This window comes from Klebsiella sp. MPUS7 (assembly GCF_009905335.1).
Classification (GTDB): domain Bacteria; phylum Pseudomonadota; class Gammaproteobacteria; order Enterobacterales; family Enterobacteriaceae; genus Klebsiella; species Klebsiella grimontii.
In genome coordinates, this window is sequence record NZ_CP047604.1 from 293,240 (window position 1) to 308,640 (window position 15,401).

At 56.8% G+C, this 15,401-nt stretch carries 13 protein-coding genes and 1 pseudogene; 9 read left to right on the plus strand and 5 right to left on the minus strand.

The window, feature by feature from the left end; genetic code table 11:
- Window positions 1-110: 110 nt before the first annotated feature.
- Window positions 111-893, minus strand: a complete 783-nt coding sequence (bioH, locus tag GUC22_RS01330) for a pimeloyl-ACP methyl ester esterase BioH (RefSeq protein ID WP_004134290.1) — start codon at window positions 891-893, stop codon at window positions 111-113.
- 37 nt (window positions 894-930) lie between these two features.
- On the opposite strand from bioH, the gene gntX reads away from it, so the two are divergent.
- The 6 genes and pseudogenes from gntX to GUC22_RS01360 all read left to right on the plus strand — a co-directional run.
- Window positions 931-1,605, plus strand: coding sequence for a DNA utilization protein GntX (gene gntX / locus GUC22_RS01335; RefSeq protein ID WP_160183325.1), 675 nt, complete (start codon window positions 931-933; stop codon window positions 1,603-1,605).
- A 58-nt stretch (window positions 1,606-1,663) separates the two neighbouring features.
- Window positions 1,664-2,239: a Fe-S biogenesis protein NfuA gene (gene nfuA / locus GUC22_RS01340; RefSeq protein WP_004126273.1), complete on the plus strand. Its 576-nt coding sequence runs from the start codon at window positions 1,664-1,666 to the stop codon at window positions 2,237-2,239.
- Between the two features lie 331 nt (window positions 2,240-2,570).
- Window positions 2,571-3,887 carry a gluconate transporter gene (gene gntT, locus GUC22_RS01345; protein ID WP_004134706.1) on the plus strand — a complete coding sequence of 439 codons (1,317 nt, stop codon included), beginning with the start codon at window positions 2,571-2,573 and terminating at the stop codon, window positions 3,885-3,887.
- A 209-nt stretch (window positions 3,888-4,096) separates the two neighbouring features.
- Entirely contained in the window at window positions 4,097-6,139 is a 2,043-nt protein-coding gene (prlC, locus tag GUC22_RS01350; RefSeq protein WP_160183326.1) for an oligopeptidase A, read from the plus strand.
- A 7-nt stretch (window positions 6,140-6,146) separates the two neighbouring features.
- Window positions 6,147-6,926 carry a 16S rRNA (guanine(1516)-N(2))-methyltransferase RsmJ gene (rsmJ, locus tag GUC22_RS01355; RefSeq protein ID WP_098141392.1) on the plus strand — a complete coding sequence of 260 codons (780 nt, stop codon included), beginning with the start codon at window positions 6,147-6,149 and terminating at the stop codon, window positions 6,924-6,926.
- Between the two features lie 206 nt (window positions 6,927-7,132).
- A pseudogene (locus GUC22_RS01360) lies at window positions 7,133-7,441 on the plus strand (hypothetical protein); the annotation flags it as partial.
- A gap of 35 nt (window positions 7,442-7,476) precedes the next feature.
- On the opposite strand, the gene GUC22_RS01365 reads toward GUC22_RS01360, so the two are convergent.
- Entirely contained in the window at window positions 7,477-8,676 is a 1,200-nt protein-coding gene (locus GUC22_RS01365; RefSeq protein ID WP_098141388.1) for an NAD(P)/FAD-dependent oxidoreductase, read from the minus strand.
- A gap of 231 nt (window positions 8,677-8,907) precedes the next feature.
- On the opposite strand from GUC22_RS01365, the gene GUC22_RS01370 reads away from it, so the two are divergent.
- Window positions 8,908-9,411 carry an RrF2 family transcriptional regulator gene (locus tag GUC22_RS01370; protein ID WP_004134715.1) on the plus strand — a complete coding sequence of 168 codons (504 nt, stop codon included), beginning with the start codon at window positions 8,908-8,910 and terminating at the stop codon, window positions 9,409-9,411.
- A gap of 87 nt (window positions 9,412-9,498) precedes the next feature.
- Here GUC22_RS01370 and dtpB read toward each other — a convergent pair whose 3' ends face one another.
- Together dtpB and uspA are read right to left on the minus strand one after the other, a co-directional pair.
- Entirely contained in the window at window positions 9,499-10,947 is a 1,449-nt protein-coding gene (gene dtpB, locus GUC22_RS01375; RefSeq protein ID WP_264984855.1) for a dipeptide/tripeptide permease DtpB, read from the minus strand.
- Between the two features lie 286 nt (window positions 10,948-11,233).
- Window positions 11,234-11,671: a universal stress protein UspA gene (gene uspA, locus GUC22_RS01380; protein WP_004106650.1), complete on the minus strand. Its 438-nt coding sequence runs from the start codon at window positions 11,669-11,671 to the stop codon at window positions 11,234-11,236.
- 380 nt (window positions 11,672-12,051) lie between these two features.
- Between uspA and uspB the strand changes: the two genes are divergently transcribed.
- Window positions 12,052-12,387: a universal stress protein UspB gene (gene uspB / locus GUC22_RS01385; protein WP_004126267.1), complete on the plus strand. Its 336-nt coding sequence runs from the start codon at window positions 12,052-12,054 to the stop codon at window positions 12,385-12,387.
- A gap of 67 nt (window positions 12,388-12,454) precedes the next feature.
- On the opposite strand, the gene pitA is transcribed toward uspB, so the two are convergent.
- Complete coding sequence (pitA, locus tag GUC22_RS01390) at window positions 12,455-13,951, minus strand: inorganic phosphate transporter PitA (protein WP_004126266.1); 1,497 nt, start codon at window positions 13,949-13,951, stop codon at window positions 12,455-12,457.
- A 229-nt stretch (window positions 13,952-14,180) separates the two neighbouring features.
- Between pitA and GUC22_RS01395 the strand changes: the two genes are divergently transcribed.
- On the plus strand, window positions 14,181-15,377 hold the full coding sequence (locus GUC22_RS01395) for an NAD(P)/FAD-dependent oxidoreductase (RefSeq protein ID WP_024359794.1): 1,197 nt from the start codon (window positions 14,181-14,183) through the stop codon (window positions 15,375-15,377).
- The last annotated feature ends 24 nt before the right edge of the window (window positions 15,378-15,401 follow it).

Genomic DNA, 15,401 nt, shown 5'->3' on the forward strand with positions numbered 1-15,401 from the left:
GCCTCTACTCTCCATTAGGTTGTTTTTTTTAGGTCACGGGTCCGGCGTGAAATAGTCAACCCCCGCAACAACCTAAGTATTGCTGCACCCTGCGTTTTTACCACGTCCCGCTATAAAAATTTATCGAACTCACGCTTCAGCTCAATCAGAGGAGCGCAAAACGCCTGCGGATGTGAAATGAACGGCGCGTGGGCGGCCTTATCGAAAATCATCGACGTGCTTTTTGGCCACAGCGCATCGAGAATCGGGATGATTTTACGCGGCACCAGGCCATCCAGGCGACCGTACAGGCGCAAAAACGGCACGTCGAGGGTGGTCAACGCCTGACGTAAATCGGCGGTCTTAAGGATCTCCAGCCCGCCGTTTAAAACCTCCGGCGACGGCATCGGTAGCGACAGCACCGTGCTCTTCAGCGCTCTCGCGTCCTGGCGCGCGCTTTCGGTACCCATGGTTTGCAGCGCCAGAAAGCGCTCGACGGTGCGCTGAAAATCTTCGCTCAGCTGCTGTTGAAATCCGCTTAGCACCTCGGGCTTGATGCCGGGCCAGCTGTCGTGAGCGCTAAAGCAGGGGGAAGAGGCGACGGTGACCAGCGCCTGCACGCGCTCGGGATGCGTTATTGCCGCCTGGCTGGCTACCAGCCCGCCGAGGCTCCAGCCAAGCCAGATCGCGCGGTCCGGCGCTTGCTCCAGCACCCGTTGCGTCATCTCCTCCAGCGACATTGCGCCAAAGCCGCCGCTGCGGCCATAGCCCGGAAGGTCGACGAGGTGCAGCGTAAAATGCGAGGACAGCTGCGGCGTAATGCAATCCCACACCCCGGCATTCAGCCCCCATCCGTGCAGCAGCACAAGATGACAATTTCCTTCGCCCGTAGTCTGCCACGCCAACTCTTTCATCAGTTACTGTTCTCTTTCCACCACAATGAGGGGAAATATGCTAACAGCACACAGCTTATGCTGGCTATGCCAAATGCCGCTGGCCATTGCCCGCTGGGGGATCTGCTCGCGTTGCGCGTCTGCGCTGCTGGATTCTGAACCGCTTTGCCCGCAGTGCGGCCTGTCGGCTCGGTCAGACGCGCTGCCCTGCGGGCGCTGCCTGCAAAAACCGCCGCCGTGGCAGCGGCTGGTGGCGGTCAATGACTATCGTCCGCCGCTGAGCGGCCTGATTCACCAGTTGAAATTTACTCAGCGGCCCGAGCTGGCCCCGGCGCTGGCGCGTCTGCTGCTGCTGCGTATACGCCAGCGTCGGGATCTTCCCCGACCGGACCGGATCATTAGCGTACCGCTCTGGCAGCGGCGCCAGTGGAAGCGGGGGTTTAATCAGAGCGATCTGCTGTGTCGGCCGCTATCCCGCTGGCTGGGCTGCGCCTGGCGTAGCGATGCGCTGACCCGTCGGCGCCGTACCGCCACCCAGCATCAGCTCAGCGCCAGATTGCGTAAACAGAACCTGAAAAACGCCTTTCAGCTTGAATTGTCGCTACAGGGCCACCATATCGCCATTGTGGATGATGTCGTCACCACCGGAAGCACCGTCGCCGAGATATCCCGCCTGCTTTTGCGAAACGGCGCCGCGACGGTTCAGGTATGGTGTATATGCCGTACCTTGTAGACCCCTGCTGATGGGCGTATTATAACCCAGTAAAATAGTCAACTATTAGGCCAACGCTATGATCCGTATTTCCGATGCTGCACAAGCGCACTTTGCCAAACTGCTGGCAAATCAGGAAGAAGGGACACAAATTCGCGTATTTGTGATCAATCCCGGCACCCCTAACGCCGAGTGCGGCGTGTCCTACTGCCCACCGGATGCGGTGGAAGATTCCGATACTGCGCTGAAGTTTGAACAGCTCACCGCGTATGTCGATGAACTTAGCGCGCCGTATCTGGAAGACGCTGAAATCGATTTTGTTACCGACCAACTGGGCTCCCAGCTGACGCTGAAAGCGCCAAACGCCAAGATGCGCAAAGTGTCCGACGATGCCCCGCTGATGGAGCGCGTCGAGTACCTGCTGCAGTCGCAGATTAACCCGCAGCTGGCCGGGCACGGCGGGCGCGTCACGTTGATGGAAATCACCGAAGATGGCCTGGCGATCCTGCAGTTCGGCGGCGGCTGCAACGGCTGTTCGATGGTCGACGTGACGCTGAAAGAAGGGATCGAGAAGCAGATGCTGAACGAGTTCCCGGAACTGAAAGGCGTACGCGATCTGACTGAACACCAGCGCGGCGAGCACTCCTACTACTAATTATCCGCCCGGCTGCCTTTGCGCGGCCGGGCGGCTCCCCCTATGTTACCGCGCAACATTCCCCGCTAAGCGACCCGGCAAAAACCCGGGAAAGAGTATGACTTAAGTCTCATATTTGAAATTTTCACCGCCCAGGTGATTCTCAAACTTCATATGTTACCCGTATCATTCACTTCAGGCGCCACAGATAAAAAAATAGCCAGCTATCCTTTCTCTGGGTAAGGATAAAGCCAGCTTCTACGGCGTCAGACATTTTTTGTTCCGCTCGGAACGGATGAAGTCAATGTTGAAACTATGACGTTACCCATAACAAATTAAGGCCAGGTAAATCATGCCATTAGTCATCGTTGCTATCGGGGTTGCCCTGTTATTGTTGCTGATGATCCGTTTCAAGCTGAACGGGTTTATCGCTCTGGTTCTGGTGGCACTTGCCGTCGGGCTCATGCAGGGCATGCCTCTGGATAAAGTGATCGTATCCATCAAAAACGGCGTTGGGGGAACCCTCGGCAGCCTCGCGCTGATCATGGGCTTCGGCGCGATGCTCGGTAAAATGCTGGCGGACTGCGGCGGTGCGCAGCGTATCGCCACCACGCTGATTGCCAAATTTGGTAAACAACATATTCAGTGGGCGGTTGTGCTCACCGGCTTTACCGTCGGCTTCGCCCTGTTCTATGAAGTGGGCTTCGTGCTGATGCTGCCGCTGGTCTTTACCATCGCGGCATCCGCCGGTATCCCGCTGCTCTATATCGGCGTCCCGATGGCGGCCGCGCTCTCCGTGACCCACGGCTTCCTGCCTCCGCACCCGGGCCCGACGGCGATTGCCACTATTTTCCATGCCGACATGGGCAAGACCCTGCTGTTCGGTACGATTCTGGCGATCCCGACGGTTATCCTCGCGGGCCCGGTTTATGCGCGCTTCCTGAAAGGTATCGATAAGCCGATTCCGGAAGGGCTGCATAACCCGAAAACCTTCACTGAAGAAGAGATGCCGGGCTTTGGCGTCAGCGTCTGGACCTCGCTGGTCCCGGTTATCCTGATGGCGATGCGCGCCGTGGCCGAGATGGTTCTGCCGAAAGGCCATGCCTTCCTGCCGATTGCTGAATTCTTCGGCGACCCGGTGATGGCGACGCTGATCGCGGTACTGATCGCGATGTTCACCTTCGGTCTCAACCGTGGTCGTTCAATGGAGCAGATTAACGATACGCTGACCTCCTCGATTAAAATCATCGCCATGATGCTGCTGATCATCGGCGGCGGCGGCGCCTTCAAGCAGGTGCTGGTCGATAGCGGCATGGATAAATACATTGCTTCTATCATGCATGAATCCAATATGTCCCCGCTGTTTATGGCGTGGTCGATTGCCGCGGTACTGCGTATCGCCCTGGGTTCCGCCACCGTTGCGGCTATCACCGCGGGCGGTATCGCCGCGCCGCTGATCGCCACCACCGGCGTGAGCCCGGAACTGATGGTTATCGCCGTGGGCTCCGGCAGCGTTATCTTCTCCCACGTTAACGATCCGGGCTTCTGGCTGTTTAAGGAATACTTCAACCTGACCATCGGCGAGACCATTAAGTCGTGGTCGGTACTGGAAACCATTATCTCCGTGTGCGGCCTGGTAGGCTGTCTGCTACTGGGGATGGTGGTATAAGCTGCTTGTCAGCCTAAAACGGGCCGGGTCGCCGCGATGCGAACCCGGCTTTTTTATGCGCGATGGCCACCACGGCCAGACTTATCGCAGTAATACCCGCCTGCGCGCGGCGCCTGACATTGAAATTCACCCAACTATCCCCCATTCTAGATCTCATGCTACAGCGCGGGACGCGCGCTTCATTCACCCTATTCAACAGGACTGCGCATATGACCAATCCATTACTGACGCCTTTTTCATTACCGCCATTTTCTGCAATCAAACCCGAGCACGTGGTCCCCGCGGTCACTAAAGCGCTGGATGACTGCCGGGCGGCGGTAGAGCGCGCGGTGGCGCAAGGGGCGCCGTATACCTGGGAAAATCTTTGCCAGCCGCTGGCGGAAGTGGACGATGTGCTGGGGCGTCTTTTTTCTCCGGTCAGCCACCTGAACTCGGTTAAAAACAGCCCGGAGCTGCGCGAAGCCTACGAACAAACCCTGCCGCTGCTCTCCGAGTACAGCACCTGGGTTGGGCAACATGAAGGTCTGTACAAAGCGTACCGCGACCTGCGCGACGGCGATCATTACGCCACCCTGAATACCGCGCAGAAAAAAGCGGTCGATAACGCGCTGCGTGATTTTGAACTCTCCGGTATTGGCCTGGCGAAAGAGCAGCAGAAACGCTACGGCGAAATCGCCGCCCGCCTGTCCGAGCTGGGCAATCAGTACAGCAACAACGTGCTCGACGCGACCATGGGCTGGACCAAGCTGATCGCCGATGAATCCGAGCTCTCCGGGATGCCGGAAAGCGCGCTGGCCGCCGCGAAAGCCCAGGCTGAAGCTAAAGAGCTGCAGGGGTATCTGCTGACCCTCGATATTCCGAGCTATCTGCCGGTGATGACCTACTGCGACAATCAGGCGCTGCGTGAAGAGTTGTATCGCGCGTATTCCACCCGTGCCTCCGACCAGGGGCCAAACGCTGGAAAATGGGATAACGGCCCGGTGATGGCGGAAATCCTCGCCCTGCGCCACGAACTGGCGCAGCTGCTGGGCTTTGACAGCTATGCCGATAAGTCGCTGGCGACCAAAATGGCGGAAAATCCGCAGCAGGTGCTCGACTTCCTGACCGACCTGGCCAAACGCGCCCGTCCGCAGGGTGAGAAAGAGCTGGCCCAGCTGCGCGCCTTCGCCAAAGCCGAATGCGGCGTTGATGAGCTGCAGCCGTGGGATATCGCTTACTACAGCGAAAAACAGAAGCAGCATCTTTACAGCATCAGCGATGAACAGCTGCGCCCGTACTTCCCTGAAAACAAAGCCGTTAACGGCCTGTTCGAAGTGGTTAAGCGTATTTACGGCATTACCGCGAAAGAGCGTACCGATGTTGATGTCTGGCATCCGGAAGTGCGCTTCTTCGAACTTTATGATGATAAAAATGAGCTGCGCGGCAGCTTCTACCTCGACCTCTACGCCCGCGAACATAAACGCGGCGGGGCATGGATGGATGACTGCGTCGGCCAGATGCGCAAGCTTGACGGTACGCTGCAAAAGCCGGTCGCTTATCTGACCTGCAACTTTAACCGTCCCGTCAGCGGTAAGCCGGCGCTGTTCACCCACGATGAAGTGATCACCCTGTTCCACGAATTTGGCCACGGTCTGCACCATATGCTGACCCGTATCGATACCGCCGGCGTATCCGGTATCAGTGGGGTACCGTGGGATGCGGTCGAGCTGCCGAGCCAGTTTATGGAAAACTGGTGCTGGGAGCCGGAAGCGCTGGCGTTTATCTCCGGCCACTATGAAACCGGCGAGCCGCTGCCGCAGGAGCTGTTGGAGAAGATGCTGGCAGCGAAAAACTACCAGGCGGCGATGTTTATTCTGCGCCAGCTGGAGTTTGGTCTGTTCGACTTCCGCCTGCATGCGGAGTTCAGCCCGCAGCAGGGCGCGAAAATCCTCGAAACGCTGGCGGAAATTAAGCAGCAGGTCGCGTTGATTCCCGGGCCGTCGTGGGGCCGTTTCCCGCACGCCTTCAGCCATATCTTCGCCGGAGGTTATGCGGCGGGCTACTACAGCTATCTGTGGGCCGACGTGCTGGCGGCGGATGCCTTCTTACGCTTCGAAGAGGAGGGGATCTTCAATCGCGAAACCGGCCAGTCGTTCCTCGACAACATCCTTAGCCGCGGCGGGTCGGAAGAGCCAATGGTGCTGTTCAAACGCTTCCGCGGACGTGAGCCGCAGCTGGATGCGATGCTTGAGCATTACGGTATCAAGAGTTAATCCTGTTGTGAAAATTTGTTTAATTGATGAAACGGGCGCCGGAGACGGCGCCTTATCCGTTCTGGCCGCCCGCTGGGGGCTGGAGCAGGACGAAGACAACCTGATGGCGCTGGTGATGACGCCCGAGCATCTGGAGCTTCGCAAGCGCGATGAGCCGAAGCTTGGCGGCATCTTCGTCGATTTTGTCGGCGGGGCGATGGCCCACCGTCGCAGGTTCGGCGGCGGTCGCGGCGAGGCGGTGGCGAAAGCGGTGGGTATTAAAGGCGACTACCTGCCGGATGTGGTCGATGCGACCGCCGGCCTGGGAAGGGATGCCTTTGTTCTTGCTTCCGTGGGCTGTCGCGTGCGGATGCTGGAGCGTAACCCGGTGGTTGCCGCGCTGCTTGACGATGGCCTGGCGCGCGGCTACGCCGATGCGGAAATCGGCCCGTGGTTGCAGGAGCGGTTGCAGCTGATCCACGCTTCCAGCCTGACGGCGCTGACCGATATTACCCCGCGCCCGCAGGTGGTCTATCTCGACCCGATGTTTCCGCATAAGCAGAAAAGCGCGCTGGTGAAAAAAGAGATGCGGGTCTTTCAGTCGCTGGTGGGACCGGATTTAGACGCCGACGGTCTGCTGGAACCTGCGCGTCAGCTGGCAACCAAACGCGTGGTGGTCAAGCGCCCGGACTATGCGCCGCCGCTGGCGGACGTGGCGACGCCCAACGCGGTGGTGACCAAAGGCCACCGGTTTGATATCTACGCCGGAACGGTGATTGAGCCGCAATCCGGGCATGTTTCTGACTGAAATAGCGTGCGCGCTTTCCCCGGGGGCGGCGCTCGGCGCGCCTTGCCCGGGCTACGGGTTCGTGCGGTCTGGCGGTTTTGTAGCCCGGACAGGTGCGTAGCTCCGCCTCCGGGGAAGTTTTAATACACCGCCGCGGGCCGTACAGCACGTTTGCCGCACTCCAGGAATCATTCGAGCGCGTATTGCGCTAGCTCTGTCCTTCGTTAATCACCCGCACCGCCTCTGGTGCCGACAATCTGACGCGTCTGAACGGCGGCGAGCTGATGCTGATGTCCGCCTGGGAAGAGCATCTGGCCGGGCTGCAAAAAACCGGGGCCATCACCTCCCGGCTGTTCCTTAACTGGCCGATCCTCCTCGAAACGCAACAGGCGCTGAGTAAAGCCTCCGGCTCCACGCCGAGGAACAGGCAGGTCAGCCCGGACGTGAAGCGCCCCGACACCGATGTACAGTTTTACGGTAAGGTCTACAGCGCGCAGCTCAGGAAAGAGTTCGTGCGTGAAGTGATGATGCAGTGAAAAATTCCCCTGCCGTGCTGGCAGGGAATGTTTATTTATACAAACGGGGCAAGCGGGTCGGCAGTCTCGAACGCCACCGCTTTATCGGCTTGTGGCGGATAAATCAGCTCGCTGACGATCGACATCTTGAGTTTTTTCGCTTCGGCGCGCGTCAGTTTCACCTGCTGATCCCAGCCCTCGGTGTAAACCGCGCCCCATTCGCCCAGATCCAGACAGGTGACGTACATCTCCTGACGATACGGCAACGGTTCAACGTTCAGCAGGCTTGCAGCCGCGTTATTCCCGGCAAACTTGCCCAGCAGAATCGCGTGCTGGCAGGTCATTAACGCGTGATTACCCTTATCATCGGTGGCGGCATAAGCCACGTCGCCGGTGGCATAAATCTCTTCATGCTCCACAACCTGAAGATTAGCATTCACGTGCAGACGACCCTGACGGTCGCGCGGGGCGTCGATCTGTGCCGTTAAGCCGTTAGCCTGAACGCCAACGGTCCATATGACCGTCTGTGATGCAATCGTCCGACCCTCTTTCAGCGTCACACCAGAGCTATCAACGTTCTCCACTTCGGCATTGACCAGCCACTCGACGCCCAGCTCTTCTGAAGCCTGAATAATCACCTCGCGTAGCTCATCGCTGAAGCGTGAGCCTGGCTGCGGGCCTCGCTCAACTACGACAATTCTGGTCTTAGCAGCGGCGCCGAGAATTGCCCGCAGACGACCCGGTAGCTCCAGCGCCATCTCAATACCGGTGAAGCCGCCGCCGCAGACCACCACGGTATTACGTGCCGTGCTCTCTGGCTGCCGGGCCAGATCTTGCAGATGCTGCTCCAGTACGGTAGCGCTTTCCAGTTGATCGAGGTCGAATGCGTACTCTGCGGCTCCGGCGACCGTACTGCGATTGACCTGGCTGCCGCTGGCCAGCACCAGGCGGTCGTAGCGATGCTGGCGCATTTCACCGTTGGCATCTTTCCAGCTTACCTCTTTGGAGGCCGGAAGGATTTTCTCAACCGTGCCGCGCAGGAAAGTCACCCCGGTGACGTCGAACAGCGGTTGCAGTGGCGCAACCAGCGTTTGAACGGCGCTTTCATAAAAACGCGGGCGCACACGCAGTTCAGGCTGTGGCGCAATCACCGTAATATCAATGTCCTGCTGATTTTTATCCGCCAGACGTGCGGCGCTCAGCGCTGCCCACATACCGGCAAAGCCAGCGCCCACGATCAGAATTTGTTTACGCATTGGAGTTTCTCACTGGTAACGATGAAGAATTTACTCGGATTTTATTGGTCGTAGTTTAGAAATGCAATGTGATTTCAGCTGAACGGATTGCTTTGTGCGTTGTTTTATAATTATCTATTTGATATTTAATTAATTATATATCCAATAATCGTGGCTTGGCTCTGACTGTCTGGAATCTGTATTTTTAAAAAGCTACAATGAACTCAGATTAATTTTGGCTGAGATAAGAGTATGGCATTCTACAGTTCCGGGGTTGAATACGGCATCCATAGCCTGATGTGTATGGTGGACAGCAAGGGCGATGCCCGCGACATGAGCGTACGTGAGATTGCTGACTTGCAAAGTGTGCCCTACGATTACCTGGCCAAAATTTTCACCCGTCTGTCAAAGGCCGGTTTGGTACGCAGCATCGAGGGTAAGGGCGGCGGTTTTCAGCTGGCGAAAGCGGCTGAACACATTACGGTTCTCGACGTGGCGAACGCCATTGATGGTGATAAACGGATTTTTGAATGCCGTGAAATTCGCCAGCGTCTGGCGGTATTTGAGGAGCAGCCTCCGCAGTGGGCTTGTGAAGGCATTTGCGGCGTGCGCTCGGTGATGGATATGGCGCAGCAGCGGATGGAGGAGGCTTTAGGCCAGCACACCATCCTCGATCTGGCGCGTAAAATGTACCGCAAAGCGCCGGATACTTTTGTGGTTGAAGTGCAGGACTGGATTGCCGCGCGAAAAGCGTAGTCGCCGGAACCGCCCGATAGCGCAAGGCTCATCGGGCGCGCGCAAAGAAGGCCGGATAAGGCATTAGCCGCCATCCGGCAATGATAATTACTGTTTGGTATCCGGTGTATTAATCATCCGGTTTAGCCACGGCACCATGATCGCCATGACCACCGTTACGCCCAGGGTCACCAGACCGATTTTGCTGAAGACATCGGTATAAATCGGCAGCGTCTGTAGCGGGTCGGTAATAGTGTCCGGTACGGCGGTGAAGGTCGCGACGTAGCCGCCCAGCAGAAACGCGGCGGCCTGCGTCAGGAACCACATCCCAAGAATAAAGCCCATCAGATGCTGCGGTACCAGCGCGGCGACCATCGCCAGCCCCAGAGCGCTAATCAGCAGTTCCCCCAGGCTCTGGAACAGATAGACCAGCACGATAAACCACGGCGAGGTCAGCCCCTGGGCATCGGCAAACCACATTCCCGCCGCGGCGGCCGTCAAAAAACCCAGCGCGCACAGGAACATCCCGAGGGTGAACTTCATCGGCATGGTCAGATCTTTGCCCTTATTGCCCAAACGCGTATAGATAGCGGCGAGGATCGGGCTGGCCACCACCACCCAGAACGGGTTTAGCGCCTGGAAACTCACCGGATTAATCGCGAAGCCGAGAATTTCATGGTGGACGTTGTTGATCGCAAAGAAGTTGAGCGAGGTGGGCATCTGCGCGTACAGAATATAAAACAGCACCGCCTCCAGCATCAGGATAAAGGCGACGAACATTTTGTTGCGCCCGGTCTTATCAAGCTTGAAGGCCTCGCGGAAGAAGAAAATCGTCACCACCAACGAGAGGATAATCAGCACCAGGTTGGCAATTTTGACGTTATGCATCAGCCAGGCGCAGACAAAAATCATGACCACCGTTCCGGCCAGCACGTACAGCAGGTTGCGCAGGCTTAGCGGCCTGCGGTCCGGCTCAGAACCGATATCCTTCACCATCCCTCGACAGGCGAAGTAAACCAGCAGGGCGACGATCAGCCCAGCGCCGCACAGGTTGTAGGTCACCGCGTAGCCGAACTTATCGGCAATTACCGGCGCCAGCGAGAGCGCCAGCAGCGAACCGATATTGATCGACATATAAAACAGCGTGAAGGCGCCATCCAGGCGGGCATCTTTTGGCGGATAGCACTTGGAGAGCAGGCTCGCCGGGTTGGCTTTAAATAGCCCGTTTCCCACCGCAATGGTCCCCAGCGCGATGAAAATCAGATTGGGTTGGTGCAGAGACAGACCGGTCATAAAGTAGCCTGCGGCCAGCACAATCGCGCCAAGTACCAGCGTGCGTTTAGTGCCGAGCAGGTGATCGCCGACATAGCCGCCGATGGAGATAAGGCCGTAGACCAGCGCGGCAAACGCGCCAAAGGTAATAAACGCCTGCTCCTGAGAAAAGCCAAGCTGTTTAACAAAGAATACGGCCAGGATGCCCTGAACGCCGTAATAGCCAAATCGCTCCCATAGTTCCACAAAAAAGATCATGAAGAATGGGCGAGGTTGCTGCAGCAAGCCTGTCGGTGCGGTTGAATTCATCTTTCTTCGCCTTTAAGTCCTGTCCGGAAAAGTATGAACGCGTATGCCAAAACGCGCTGAAAAAGCTTTATTTTGCGTAATGATATGATGTTTATGGCTGTTAACAAATTATTATATGGGTAAATTGCCTGTGAAATGGTTGATCAGCCTGGCATTGTGGCAATTATTTGGACGTATGTGCTTTTTATGCGGCGGGTGAGGCGAGAAACAAAAACGCCCGCGTTAGCGGGCGTTGGTCATCAGCGGATTAAATAACGTCCTGTTATTCCTCTTCTTCGTCGCGCAGTGGGACAATCAGCATATCAACGTGAACGGTGTTGATAAGCTGACGCGCTGAGGACATCAGCTTGCTCCAGAAGTCCTGATGGTGACCACAAACCACCAGGTCCATATCATATTTTTTAATCGCATCAACCAGTACCTGGCCGAGATCGCCGCTGCCGCTGAGGGTTTCAGTGATCGGGTAGCCCGCGTTCGTCGACAGCTCGCTTAACGCGTGGTGAGTTTCTTCAGAGATGCGTTTCTGCATGTCGCCCAGATTGACGTCAATAAGGCCGGTGTAGAGATCGGAGTAATTCACATCCACGTGGATCAGGGAAACTTTTGCATTGTAGGGACGGGCCATAGAAACGGCTTTTTCTACCAGTACTTTGCTTTCCGGGGACAGGTCTACTGCAATAAGAATATGTTTGTAAGCCATAGTGTTACTCCTTCCATAAGTTGTCGATGACCGTTGGACCTGACAGCCAGCGCTGCCGCTTCGCCCGCGTCCTGCGTGCTACATTCGCGGGGGCTAGTCCTTAAGGACCTAATTGTAGAAGATATTTCTACCTTATAGCGCCCCTCGCGATCCGTCAATCCACCTTGTTCAGCGAATAGTTAAACAAATATATCCGACTTATGCATTGATAATGATTAACGTTGTGGTAAAAAAATTAACTGATCTCCTACACTATTTAATGAGCCGGTCGGATAAATAAACGTGATCGGAATCGCACTCTTTTACTGTACAGTCGGTTTGCTATTGGGGAGCGGTAGTCCCGGAGGGAGCCTCCGAGGACGGGTCGCCGGGGAGGAGGTATGATCAGCACTATTGCGCTGTTTTGGGCCCTGTGTATCGTATGTGTAGTGAATATGGCACGCTACTTCTCGTCGCTGCGTGCATTGCTTGTTGTGCTACGTGGTTGTGACCCTTTGCTCTATCAATATGTCGACGGCGGCGGTTTTTTTACGTCGCACGGGCAGCCCAGCAAACAGATGCGCCTGGTGTGGTATATCTACGCTCAGCGCTACCGCGATCACCATGACGATGAGTTTATCCGCCGCTGCGAGCGGGTTCGTCGGCAGTTTATCCTCACCAGCGCGCTATGCGGCCTGGTGGTGGTCAGCATGATTGCTCTGGCTATCTGGCACTAGCTTTACGGCAGGCAAAAAAACGGGCCAGTTTCCTGACCCGTTTGTCTCTCTTCTGACTGATACCCGCTTAGATAAACTGTAGCGAGAGCCAGTACAGCGCACCGGACAGCAGAATCGCTGCGGGCAGGGTGAGCACCCAGGCCATCAGGATGCTGGTGACGGTTTTCTTCTGCAGGCCGCCGCCATCAACGAGCATCGTCCCCGCTACCGAGGAGGAGAGCACGTGGGTGGTGGAAACCGGCATCCCGGTATAGCTCGCCAGACCAATCGATACGGCTGCGGTCATCTGCGCTGACATACCCTGCGCATAGGTCATCCCTTTCTTACCGATTTTCTCGCCGATAGTGGTCGCCACGCGACGCCAGCCGATCATGGTGCCGATTCCCAGCGCCAGAGCAACCGCCATAATAATCCAGATTGGCGCATACTCGATGGTGCTCAGCATATCGGTTTTCAGCTTCTTCAGTAGACGCTTATCGTCAGCATTCACTTCCGGCAGTTTAGCCACTTTATCGGTGGTGTCGGAGATGCAGAGCATAATACGGCGCAGATGGCTACGCTGCTCAACGGAGAGCGTGTCGTAGCTTTCGGTACCGGCCAGCATCGTCTTCACGCGGTCAAGCGCGTTGATGGTGTTTGCCGGGTGGCAGTGAAACTCGCCGTTAGCGGCGGCCCCTGCGTCCGGAGACGGAATGAGCTGCTCGGCGCCGGTCGCTTTCTTCAACAGCTCAGGGCGCTGCTGGAAGAAGGTTTCCACGTTGTTGACCGCATCGCGGGTACGGGTGATTTCGTAGCCGGAAGCGTTCATATTGACCACGAAGCCCGCCGGGGCAACGCCGATAAGCACCAGCATCACCAGGCCAATGCCTTTCTGGCCATCGTTCGCGCCGTGGGAGAACGCGACGCCAATGGCGGACAGAATTAGCGCAATACGCGTCCAGAACGGCGGCTTTTTCTTGCCGTCTTTCTTTTCACGCTCGGCGGGGGTCAGGTGGATACGGGCGCGTTTTTTGGTTCCGCTCCAGTAGCGACGCAGAATGAAAATCAGGCCGCCCGCCACCACCAGACCTACGATTGGCGAGATGATCAGCGAGCCAAAAATACCCATGACTTTCGGGATATTCAGCGCATCCACCACCGACGTGCCGGTCATCAATGCATTGGTTAAACCAATACCGATGATCGCGCCGATCAGGGTGTGCGAGCTGGAAGCCGGAAGGCCGAAGTACCAGGTGCCGAGGTTCCAGATGATTGCCGCCAGCAGCATGGAAAAGACCATGGCGAGGCCATGCGCTGAACCCATGTTAAGCAGCAGGTCGGTCGGCAACATATGCACGATGGCATAGGCTACGCTGAGACCGCCCAACAGAACGCCGAAGAAGTTAAAAAGAGCCGCCATCGCCACAGCAAGCTGCGACCGCATTGCGCGTGTGTAGATCACCGTTGCAACAGCGTTTGCGGTATCATGAAAACCATTGATCGCTTCGTAAAAAAGCACGAAAGCCAGAGCAAGCAATAATAATAGCCCGGTATGTAAATCCAGACCGGCAAATAAATGTAGCATAGGACGTTACGCCATTTTGAGGACATGAACGCGGCGCATTATCAGTGACTTTCGCGGCGCGGGCAAAGTGAAATATAGACTTTTTTTGATTTTCTTCCTGTTTAAGTTTTACCTTGTTGGGAGTATTCCTATATCTTTCAATGAGGTACAGAAATCTGTTTTTTTCAGGCTGGTGCGACCAGAGTGAAAAATTTACAATTCCCGACAATCGGGATATGAGGAATGTTGTGTGGAAAGGTTTGATGCCATCGTAATCGGCGCCGGAGCGGCGGGAATGTTTTGTGCGGCGCAGGCGGGGCAGGCAGGTTGCCGGGTGCTGTTACTCGATAACGGCAAAAAGCCCGGGCGTAAAATCCTGATGTCTGGCGGTGGCCGTTGCAACTTTACTAACATGTATATCGAACCCGCGGCATATCTCAGTCAAAACCCGCATTTTTGCAAATCTGCGCTGGCGCGCTACACCCAGTGGGACTTTATCGATCTGGTGGGCAAATACGGTATTGCCTGGCATGAGAAAACCCTGGGCCAGCTTTTCTGCGATGATTCCGCCGAGCAAATCGTTAACCTGCTGCTGGCCGAGTGTGAAAAAGGCGGCGTGGAAATTCGCCTGCGCAGCGAAATTATCAGCGTTGAGCGGGATGATGAGGGCTACACGCTGCAGCTTAACGGCGAGACGGTGGCGGCGAAAAAGCTGGTGGTCGCCTCCGGCGGGTTATCCATGCCCGGTCTGGGCGCTTCGCCGTTCGGCTATAAGCTTGCCGAGCAGTTTGGCCTGAAGGTGCTGCCGACCCGAGCGGGCCTGGTGCCGTTTACCTTGCATAAGCCGCTGCTTGAACAGCTGCAGGTGCTTTCCGGGGTGTCGGTACCGTCGACCATCACGGCGGAAAACGGTACCGTCTTCCGGGAAAATCTGCTCTTTACCCACCGTGGGCTGTCCGGACCGGCGGTATTGCAAATTTCCAGCTACTGGCAGCCGGGAGAATTCGTCAGCATCAATCTGCTGCCGGATTGCCATCTTGATGACTTCCTCGACGAGCAGCGCGCGGCGCATCCCAATCAAAGCCTGAAAAACACCCTCGCGATGCAGCTGCCGAAGCGGCTGGTTGAGTGCTTACAGCAGCTGGGCCAGCTTCCGGATATCACCCTGAAACAGCTTAACGTTCGTGAGCAGCAGGCGCTGGTGGAGACGTTGACCGCATGGCGCGTCCAGCCGAATGGCACCGAAGGCTATCGCACGGCGGAGGTGACCCTCGGCGGCGTCGATACGAATGAGCTCTCTTCGCGCACCATGGAAGCCCGCAGGGTGCCCGGTCTGTACTTTATCGGCGAAGTGATGGACGTTACCGGCTGGCTGGGCGGCTATAACTTCCAGTGGGCGTGGGCATCAGCCTGGGCTTGCGCGCAGGCTTTAGCGGAACAGAAATAATTCCTGCTCTGTATCAGCAGACCC

Bases quoted from the DNA above. Each gene is read 5' to 3' on its own strand.
- pitA (WP_004126266.1), bottom strand. From the start codon at position 13,951: ATGCTACATTTATTTGCCGGTCTGGATTTACATACCGGGCTATTATTA.
- bioH (WP_004134290.1), bottom strand. From the start codon at position 893: ATGAAAGAGTTGGCGTGGCAGACTACGGGCGAAGGAAATTGTCATCTT.
- gntX (WP_160183325.1), top strand. From the start codon at position 931: ATGCTAACAGCACACAGCTTATGCTGGCTATGCCAAATGCCGCTGGCC.
- uspB (WP_004126267.1), top strand. From the start codon at position 12,052: ATGATCAGCACTATTGCGCTGTTTTGGGCCCTGTGTATCGTATGTGTA.
- GUC22_RS01370 (WP_004134715.1), top strand. From the start codon at position 8,908: ATGGCATTCTACAGTTCCGGGGTTGAATACGGCATCCATAGCCTGATG.
- gntT (WP_004134706.1), top strand. From the start codon at position 2,571: ATGCCATTAGTCATCGTTGCTATCGGGGTTGCCCTGTTATTGTTGCTG.
- uspA (WP_004106650.1), bottom strand. From the start codon at position 11,671: ATGGCTTACAAACATATTCTTATTGCAGTAGACCTGTCCCCGGAAAGC.
- nfuA (WP_004126273.1), top strand. From the start codon at position 1,664: ATGATCCGTATTTCCGATGCTGCACAAGCGCACTTTGCCAAACTGCTG.
- GUC22_RS01365 (WP_098141388.1), bottom strand. From the start codon at position 8,676: ATGCGTAAACAAATTCTGATCGTGGGCGCTGGCTTTGCCGGTATGTGG.
- prlC (WP_160183326.1), top strand. From the start codon at position 4,097: ATGACCAATCCATTACTGACGCCTTTTTCATTACCGCCATTTTCTGCA.